The sequence below is a fragment of the Ferroacidibacillus organovorans genome (assembly GCF_001642725.1).
Taxonomy (GTDB): Bacteria; Bacillota; Bacilli; order Alicyclobacillales; family SLC66; genus Ferroacidibacillus; species Ferroacidibacillus organovorans.
The window spans coordinates 1-8,593 of the sequence record NZ_LSUQ01000085.1 but is presented as its reverse complement, the minus strand read 5'-3'; the positions used below and the strand labels follow the sequence as shown (position 1 = coordinate 8,593).

At 55.5% G+C, this 8,593-nt stretch carries 8 protein-coding genes and 1 tRNA gene; 2 read left to right on the top strand and 7 right to left on the bottom strand.

Going from position 1 to position 8,593, the window contains the following annotated elements:
* On the top strand, positions 1-717 hold a 717-nt coding region (locus AYW79_RS14580), incomplete at its 5' end, for a molybdenum cofactor synthesis domain-containing protein (RefSeq protein ID WP_269449286.1).
* A 14-nt stretch (positions 718-731) separates the two neighbouring features.
* On the opposite strand, the gene AYW79_RS14575 is transcribed toward AYW79_RS14580, so the two are convergent.
* The 5 genes from AYW79_RS14575 to AYW79_RS14555 all read right to left on the bottom strand — a co-directional run bounded on the left by AYW79_RS14575 (position 732) and on the right by AYW79_RS14555 (position 4,218).
* A complete protein-coding gene (locus AYW79_RS14575; protein WP_067567425.1) occupies positions 732-1,973 on the bottom strand; it encodes a cation:proton antiporter domain-containing protein in 1,242 nt (413 codons plus the stop codon).
* Between the two features lie 208 nt (positions 1,974-2,181).
* Positions 2,182-2,272, bottom strand: a tRNA-Ser gene (locus AYW79_RS14570).
* A 136-nt stretch (positions 2,273-2,408) separates the two neighbouring features.
* Positions 2,409-2,729 (bottom strand): YolD-like family protein, encoded by a 321-nt coding sequence (locus AYW79_RS14565; RefSeq protein WP_067567422.1) that lies wholly within the window; start codon positions 2,727-2,729, stop codon positions 2,409-2,411.
* A complete protein-coding gene (locus AYW79_RS14560) occupies positions 2,726-3,958 on the bottom strand; it encodes a Y-family DNA polymerase (protein ID WP_231877916.1) in 1,233 nt (410 codons plus the stop codon). The genes AYW79_RS14565 and AYW79_RS14560 overlap by 4 nt, the downstream gene beginning before the upstream one ends.
* Positions 3,959-3,981: 23 nt before the next feature.
* The gene (locus AYW79_RS14555) at positions 3,982-4,218 is read right to left on the bottom strand and encodes a hypothetical protein (protein ID WP_067567415.1); all 237 of its coding nucleotides are present in this window, start codon (positions 4,216-4,218) and stop codon (positions 3,982-3,984) included.
* Positions 4,219-4,426: 208 nt separating this feature from the next.
* Between AYW79_RS14555 and fni the strand changes: the two genes are divergently transcribed.
* Entirely contained in the window at positions 4,427-5,488 is a 1,062-nt protein-coding gene (fni, locus tag AYW79_RS14550) for a type 2 isopentenyl-diphosphate Delta-isomerase (protein ID WP_067567431.1), read from the top strand.
* An 87-nt stretch (positions 5,489-5,575) separates the two neighbouring features.
* Here fni and AYW79_RS14545 read toward each other — a convergent pair whose 3' ends face one another.
* Together AYW79_RS14545 and acs are read right to left on the bottom strand one after the other, a co-directional pair.
* Positions 5,576-6,397, bottom strand: coding sequence for a methyl-accepting chemotaxis protein (locus AYW79_RS14545; protein ID WP_067567412.1), 822 nt, complete (start codon positions 6,395-6,397; stop codon positions 5,576-5,578).
* 12 nt (positions 6,398-6,409) lie between these two features.
* Entirely contained in the window at positions 6,410-8,365 is a 1,956-nt protein-coding gene (gene acs / locus AYW79_RS14540; RefSeq protein ID WP_067567409.1) for an acetate--CoA ligase, read from the bottom strand.
* Positions 8,366-8,593: the final 228 nt, after the last annotated feature.

Below are 8,593 nucleotides of genomic sequence, written 5' to 3'. Positions count from 1 at the left end.
TCCCACGGGTATCGCTCGATTGCGGTCGTGCGACCTCCGCGTGTCGCGGTCGTCGCCACTGGGAGCGAATTGCTTGAAGCGGGCGAAGCCCCACACCCCCACGCTCTTTATAACAGCAATGGTCCAATGCTTTGCGCACTCATTCGTCGTGTCGGCGGGATTGCCCAGGTGATTCCTGCGGTGGGAGATGATCTCTCCTTGCAGCAGCGTGTGTTTTCAGATGCGCTTAAAGATGTAGATGTCCTCGTGACGACAGGCGGCGTGTCGGTCGGCGATTTTGATTTGACGCCGTCTGCGCTCGAAGCGATTGGTGTAGAGCGGCTGTTTTGGGGTGTGTTTATGCGTCCGGGAACACCAGTCTATGCGGGGATGCGTGGTAAGCAAGTGATTCTCGCGTTTTCGGGTAGTCCCTCTGCCGCGCTGGTCAACGCCGTGGTGCTCGGCCTTCCAGTCTTGCGGCGGTTGGCGGGACAAAAGGATCCTGCTCCAGCGCTCTTTGCGCGGGTCACAGGCGCAACGCTGCGTCGGCGTGTCAAACATTCTCGATTTTTTCGTGGACAGCTGACGCAGCGTGACGCGGAGTGGTGGATTGATCTTGGCACAGAGCAATCGAGTGGCTCCTTTTCCGGGTTCGCGTCAGTGACCGCGCTCGCCCGCGTTGATGCGGATGCGGATGTGACAGATGGCGCACTCGTTCCGATATTTTTGTTACCCTGAATCGCCGACATCGCTCAGTGTGCATCGCGGATGGCGACGCCAAACCGTCGCGCCAAGACTGGAAAAAAAGGCGTCGCCAATGCGGATGTGACGAGAATGGCCGACACGATGCTAAACTCGATCAGCGAGATGCTGGCAAGGTGCAGGGGCTTTAGGAGAAGCACGAGCAGCGCCGGCACGACGCCGGTCTGACGGTTGACGGCAAGGAAGGCATAATCGCGCCCGCTTAGGGGGGCGTGTTTTTTTGTCAACAGATAGACGCTGAGAACGGAGAGCGGGCGTGCGAAAGCCACCAGGATGAACGCTGCGCTGACGCCTTCAATATAGAGAACGGTTTGGTGAGGAAAGACGAGCGCCAGTCCGAGCCCGACAAAGACGACGCTTCGCGTAAGGGTGAGGGTAATGTTCATTCCGCGTGAAACGTGATCGGGTGTCTCTTCTTCGCCTTCGCGATGTTGAAGGACGCCTGCGAGAAAGGCGGCGAGGAAAGGGGAAGCGCCTGTCAGTTCACAGAGTCCCCATGTCAGAAAGAATGTGACGAGAAGCTTTGTGGTTGACGAGTGAAAGGCTCTTTGCCGTATCCTGCGTGAGAGAAGCCCCACAGTAACGCCGATGAGGATTGAGAGCATTTCTGAGTAGAGCGTTATGAGAAGCGGGTGCATGATGGCTGAAGCGGTGATGGCCGTATGTCGCGCCCCTGTCTGCAGCGCTGCGAACGCGATGGAGATGGATACGAGTATCGCGCTCATCGGGTCGTTTAGTGCAGACTCTGCGATGAGTGTTTCTTGCATCTCATCGCGAATCGGAAAGCGATCGAGGATCGTGATGAGCACGGCTGGATCTGTGGCGCAAAAAAGGGCGCCGATGAGCCAAGCGGTCTCAAAGGAAACGTGCGTGACGAGTAAAAAGATCAGCGTGAAAGAAGCGGCGGATACAAGTACGCCAAGCGTGGCGAGGTTCAGGATAACCTTTTTCAGTTTGAGAAAGGTGGAGGGGCGAATCTCCGTCCCGCCGTGAAAGATGATCAGACTGGCAGCGAGCGTCAGAATGGTTGGATCCTGCCACAGTTTGAGTGAACTCAGAAGCACGCCTGCGTAGGGCAGTGGTGTGTGAAGAAGCAGTTGAGCAGCGCCGATGAGCAAGGCGACCTCTGGTAAATGGACGCCGCGGTACACAGGTTTTCGCGTAAGCAGATTTGTGATAAAACCAAGGCATGCGATCACAAGGAATCCGAGCAGCGCAAGTATGATTGTCATTCGGATCCTCCTGACGCTCACGGGAGCAACGAATTTCGTTTCGCCCGCGCTGTGTGATGACGGTTTTAGTACGCTCGTTCTCCGCGTTTTCTCGCGTTTTCTATAGAAGGGTTCTCTTTTTTTGATAACTCATGATAACTCACGCAGATAGAACAAAATGACCTGTTTTTACACAGGTCATTTTGGTGTTTTCTAACAGAGAATGCGTTGGCGGAGAGAGTGGGATTCGAACCCACGAACGGCTCATCACCGTTGCTCGTTTTCAAGACGAGTGCCTTCAACCGCTCGGCCATCTCTCCATGTCCGTGTGGCGTAACTTTGTGAGTATACCATAGTTTTGTCGACGTGTTCAATACACGATCCATTCATTGGCTACACCGTAGCCATCGCCAACGTGACAGCGTCGTCGCTTGATGGGATCGCAACGACTCGCTATCACGGTGTGTCAATGCGCAGAATGTGCTGGGGTAAAAGCTCAATCGTTTGGTGCGCCTCCAGAAGGAGCAACCGACCGTAGCTGATCTTGCATCGCCCGGTTGCTTCGTACACGGCGTGATCGCGCCAGTAGGTGATGCGAACGACCGCGTCATTGGCGATTGCTTCAGAAATCTCGATCTGCAATTCTTCGAGTCGATCTTCTGACCATTGTGGAAGAGGAGTGCGTCGCTGTGAACGCTCCATGGTGTCCATGGCACTGCGATGCTCAGGCAAAACGAGGCGCATCGCTGCAAAAATGTTCCCACTCGTGATGTTCAAGGTGTCCCACTCCAGTGTCCGCCAATCTTTTTGCTGCGCGAAAGAAGCTGTCCTGCCGCCGTCAGGCTCGCAGCGCGATAGAGACTCGTTTTTCCATAGCGTTCATGAATCAAATCGATGGTGCGGTTCAGTTGAACCCGCTTAGGAATGTCTTCGAATAAGGATAACTGGTCATCAGCGGCCGTCTTCAGATCATCGACACTGACGCCGACTGCGCGAATTCCATCGCCCGACCAGTGCTGGTCGAGTAGCGCAAGCAATGTGGGGTAGATGGCGCGCGCATCGTCATGCGCTGACGTCAGTGCGCGCGCCCGATAAAATCCACCCTCAAAGCGTGCGTAGGTAACGCCGAGTCCCACGCGCTTTCCGCGCTGCCCCGCATGGCGCAGTCGGCGGCAAACCTCATCAAGCAATTCCAGAATCACTGTTGCCACCTCGTCGCGCGCGTAAAAATCACGCGGTAGAGTGACGCGATGTGAATAGCTTTTGTGCGGTGCGTCATACGCGTCCGGGTGGATGGGGGAAGGGTCTTCGCCGTGACTCCAGCGGTGAATCACATCGCCCCAAGTGCCGAAACGATCCCGAAGCGCCCCGCGCGAGATGCGTGACACATCGCCAATCGTCTTTGCGCCAAATTCGAGTTCAAGAACGTGTGCCCGCTTGCGCAATCCCCACATTTTTGAGACGTGTAGTTCGTGCAGGGGGAGCAGATCTCCGTCTGGCCACCATACGATGCCTCCAGCAACCGTTTTGGCGACGTTGTTTGCCACTTTAGCCATCCATTTGTTTGGCGCGAGCCCGATCCGACAGCGGATACGAAACTGATCCCAGATCGCTTGTTGTAGCCCGCGCGCCGCCGCGACAGGATCGCAAAATAGCGTGGAGGGGTGGGGGAAGGCGAAAAAACTCTCGTCAACGCTGAACTGTTCTTGAAGTGGGAAATGCTCCCGGATCGTCTGCTGGATACGCGCGCTCGTTTCGATGTAGAGACGCATGCGCGGCGCAACGACGACGAGTTCGGGCGCGAGACGCAGCGCCTCGCCGAGACGCATGGCGGTGGTGATCCCGCGCGCTTTGGCGGGTGGTGTCGCGGCAAGAATAATCCCACTGCGCCGCGCCGGGTCTCCGGCTACGACAAGCGCTGGGTCGCTGTCATCTCGATCCATTCGTCGGGTGACGGTGAACTCGCGGCGCGATGCAACCTCACACGAAGCATAAAAACTCTGCATATCCACCAACCCGTAGATCAACGTCATAGAGAAGAAGGCGTATCCATCCAGGGGTCTGCGTCGAGCATTGCTTTCATGTAAATCGCCCGCGTCTGCCGATTGGCGTATGAAAAACAGACGGTGACGCTCCACGCGTCTTCTTCTGTGGAGAGAATGCGCAGATTGTGCATCTCAAGAAGATGGAGCAAGCGCCGCGCCTCGCTGGGTGAGCGCTTTTGGCAGAGCAAGTATTCGCGTACGGCAGCTGTAGGTTTTGCCATCTCGACGCCTCCGAAGGGAACGTGTGTTCGATAAGTTGATTATAAGCGGAGAACGCCTAAAAAGCAAACGTATGTTCGTATTGGCGGATCGATAAAGGAAAAACGGTGAGAATGGCTGGAAATATGCGCTGTGCAATAGCGCTTGCTCTTTGAGAATTGGTAGAATGAGTCGATAGTGGCAATCGGCGTGGTAAAGGCGGAGTGTGAAATGACGCGAGAACAACGTAAATGGCAGCATGTAGAATTGGCGCTCCGCGCAGACGCGCGCCCGGAAACTTCCGATTTTGACGAAGTGAGGCTTGTTCATCGATCACTGCCCGAGACGGCGGTAAAAGATGTGAAGCTTGATACAGCGCTTGGCGATCTTATGCTCTCCCATCCGCTTTTGATTAACGCGATGACAGGCGGCTCCGCGCAGACGGGTGAAATTAATCGCGAACTGGCCCAAGCGGCTGCAGAAACGGGAACGGCGATGGCCGTCGGATCACAGCGTGCGGCGCTTGTGGACGGACGCCTGCAATCGTCGTTTCGCATTGTGCGGGAGATGAATCCGCGCGGTGTGATTTTTGCAAACGTAGGTGCTGACGTGTCGCTGGATGATATGGCGCGCGCCGTCGAGATGATTGAAGCGAATGCGCTCCAGATTCATCTGAACGTGCCGCAAGAACTTATCATGCCAGAAGGGGATCGCTCCTTTTCCGGGTATTTGCGAACGATCGAGCAGGCGGTGACCCGCTTGTCCGTTCCGGTCATCGTAAAAGAAGTGGGCTTTGGCATGGCGCGTGAGACGTATCGTCAACTGGTTGACGCAGGTGTGCGCATCGTCGACGTTGGCGGGCGCGGTGGCACCAATTTTGCGTGGATCGAGCGGGAGCGGCGCGGCGACGGAAGATACGCGTATCTGAGTGATCACGGTCAGAGTACGCTCGTATCGCTACTGGAATGGCAGGCGGCGCAAGCGTCCCTTGTGTGTGTGGCCTCGGGAGGAATTCGCCATGCGCTTGACATAGTCAAAGCGCATGCGCTCGGCGCGGCGGTTGTTGGGATCTCTGGCAAGGCGCTGCGTGCGGTGCAGGAGGGAGGGGCAGCGCGATTGATCGAAATGATCTACGGCGAACTCGATGAGTTGCGCGTGCTCATGACCTTGTTTGGAGCCCGTCACCTGCGCGACATGCAGCGCGTGCCACTCCTTGTTCGGGGAGAGGCGCGCGCGTGGTGCATCGATCGCGGGATAGATCTTGCGCAGCTTTCGCGGCGCGGTGAAGTGTAGCGTGATTTTGAAAAACAAAGCCCTCGACCACAGAGGATCGAGGGCTTACCGTCGTCAAAATACACGTGTATTTTTTGTAACCACACGTCACGCGCGCAGATGCATGGAGAGTTCTGTCAATCCTTCGCTGATTTTTGTCAGTTCTGTAACAGCTTCGGCGAGTTCGCTGGCGCTAGAAGACTGTCGCTGTACCTGCTCAAGCATTGACTCAATCTCGCGATTCATGCTGGTTATCTCCGCAATCAAATGATTCATTGACGTTTCAATCAGGCGCGTCGAGGTGCGCGCGCGCTCCGACAGTTTACGAATCTCCTCTGCAACGACGCTAAACCCTTTTCCTGATTCCCCGGCGCGCGCCGCCTCAATCGCTGCGTTTAAACCGAGCAGATGCGTTTGTGCGGCAACGTCGCCGATCACTCCAGTCATCTGCATCGTTTGCATTCGCTCAGACTCGATCGCTTGTGCGCGCTTGACGAGCACCTCTGTCGCCGAGCGGACCACGTGCGCCCCTTGCGCAAACGTATCCGTCATCGCGGAGAGTTCTTCTGTCATTGCGGTCATTTGGCTGGCCGTTTGCTGCAACGTCTCTTTTGTGATCGTATCGGCAAAAATGCACATTGCGCCAACAACGCGACCGTCTTCGGTGAGCGGGACGCCGATCCCTTGGTAGGGGACGCCGCCCGTTAGCGCCTTGTTTCCGCTGCGGGCGACCACAACACCGGTTTGCACGGTTTCTTTCCCAATACTTCCGTCGAGAAAGAGATGGCCCGCGTCGAAGACTTCAAGAAAGAAATTCTGTCCTGGAATCGAATACACGTACCCTGCGCAGTCGGTGACGACAAACTGCGCGTGTGGGAAAAAATTGTGAAGAGCCGGGGCTAATGCAATGACCTGATCTTGAATTCTCATCGTCGCTCTTCCTTATTCTTTATCTTGATATTGACTCTTAAGCGCGTCGATCACACTCGGATCGGCAAGCGTTGTCGTGTCGCCAAGCGCCCTTCCTTCTGCAATATCACGAAGCAGACGGCGCATGATCTTGGCACTTCGTGTCTTTGGAAGTTCTGCGGTGAACAGAATTTCTTCGGGACGAGCCATCGCGCCAATCTGAATGACGACGTGCTGCTTGAGTTCTGCAACCAACTCAGGACTGGCGACGACACCTTCTTTTAAAGTAACAAATGCGGTGATCGCTTGACCTTTGATCTCGTGGGCGCGTCCGATGACAGCTGCTTCTGCCACAGATTTGTGATCGACAAGCGCGCTCTCCACTTCCATCGTTCCAATGCGATGCCCAGAAACGTTAATCACGTCATCGATTCGCCCAAGAATCCAGATGTAACGATCCTCATCGAGGTGAGCGCCGTCGCCAGGGAGATAGATCCCCTGGAATTGTCCGAAGTAGGTTTTGGCGAAGCGTTCGTCATCACGCCAAATGGTGCGCAGCATGGAGGGCCAAGGTTTTGTGATCACGAGATAGCCTCCGCTGCCCGGCTGGACGGCCTGACCGTGTTCGTCAAAGACTGCGACAGAGATGCCGGGGACGGGGCGCGTCGCAGAACCAGGTTTCGTGTTGATGAGTCCTGGCAGAGGCGCAATCATTGCGCACCCCGTCTCGGTTTGCCACCACGTGTCGACAATTGGACAGTTGCCGTGTCCGATGTGTTCGTGATACCACATCCACGCTTCCGGGTTGATCGGTTCGCCGACGGTGCCCATGAGGCGCAAACTACTCAAATCATACGCTGCGGGGTGCTGCTGTCCCCATTTCATAAACGTCCGAATTGAGGTGGGCGCAGTATAGAAGATGGTGACGCCATACCGCTCAATGATCTGCCAAAAGCGATCGCGATTTGGAAAATCGGGTGCGCCTTCGTACATAACGACCGTTGCGCCAGCCGTTAGTGGTCCATAGACAATGTACGTGTGACCGGTCACCCATCCGATATCCGCGGTACAAAAGTAGACATCGTCATCTTTTAAGTCAAACACGGAGCGCATCGACGTGTTTGCTCCAACCAGGTAACCACCTGTCGTGTGGACGATACCTTTTGGCTTTCCTGTTGTGCCGCTGGTGTAGAGAATGTAGAGAATATCTTCTGCGTTCATCGGTTCGCACGGGTAGGGGGTATTCGGCATCTCGGCCATGAGCGTTTCCCACGCCACATCGCGCCCTTCCGTCATCGTCGCGCCAGACGGCGCTCCAACGCGGTTGACCACGACCATCGTTTTGACATGTGTTCCATCGACTGCATCGTCTGCGTTTGCTTTTAGCGGAATGATGCCTCCGCGTCGATGGCCTGCGTCTGCCGTGACGAGTACGTTTGCGTCAGCGTCGAGGATGCGATCACGCAGTGAAGAGGAAGAGAATCCGGCAAAGACGATCGTGTGGATCGCGCCAATTTTTGCGCAGGCGAGCATGGTGATCGGGAGTTCCGGGATCATCGGCAGGTAAATCGCGACGCGATCCCCCTTTTTGACGCCAAGCGATGCAAGCATGTGAGCTGCGCGATCAACTTCTCTTCCGAGCATGTCGTAGGTGAGCACGCGCCGGTCGCCCGGTTCACCCTCCCACAGAATGGCCGCCTTATTTTTGCGGTAGGTTGCGCGGTGGCGATCGACCGCGTTGTATGTGGCGTTTAGTGTCCCGTCAGAAAACCATGCGGCGTGAGGCGGGTTCCACTCGCAAATTTTTGTATACGGTGTAAACCAGTCAAGGTGCTTCGCTTGCTCACTCCAGTATCCTTCCGGATCTTCGAGTGCGCGTTCATAGATGCTGGGGTCGTTAAAGTTTGCGTTCCCCTGAAACTCGCTGGAGGGTGCAAACGAGCGGGTCTCCTTCAATAAAGTGTCAAGATGGTCGGCTGGTGTGCCCATGAGTGACGCCTCCTCAAAAGTGCGTAAGCGATTTCAATGCGGATTGAAAAATAATGAAATTTTATTGATTATACCATAATCTTGTATAATAAAACGGGTCAATCTACATGGGTGAATTGACGGGATAATTCCTGAATAAAAAGACTATCGTGCAAGAAGATAAAAGGTTTGACATGATGCGCGAGGGGTGATATATTACTCCTTGTCGCCGCGAGGCTGACACGAAGA

What these genes read in the sequence shown, in the direction of transcription:
- AYW79_RS14575 (WP_067567425.1), bottom strand. Translation starts at nt 1,973, where the DNA reads ATGACAATCATACTTGCGCTGCTCGGATTCCTTGTGATCGCATGCCTT.
- AYW79_RS14560 (WP_231877916.1), bottom strand. Translation starts at nt 3,958, where the DNA reads ATGCAGAGTTTTTATGCTTCGTGTGAGGTTGCATCGCGCCGCGAGTTC.
- AYW79_RS14555 (WP_067567415.1), bottom strand. Translation starts at nt 4,218, where the DNA reads ATGGCAAAACCTACAGCTGCCGTACGCGAATACTTGCTCTGCCAAAAG.
- fni (WP_067567431.1), top strand. Translation starts at nt 4,427, where the DNA reads ATGACGCGAGAACAACGTAAATGGCAGCATGTAGAATTGGCGCTCCGC.
- AYW79_RS14545 (WP_067567412.1), bottom strand. Translation starts at nt 6,397, where the DNA reads ATGAGAATTCAAGATCAGGTCATTGCATTAGCCCCGGCTCTTCACAAT.
- acs (WP_067567409.1), bottom strand. Translation starts at nt 8,365, where the DNA reads ATGGGCACACCAGCCGACCATCTTGACACTTTATTGAAGGAGACCCGC.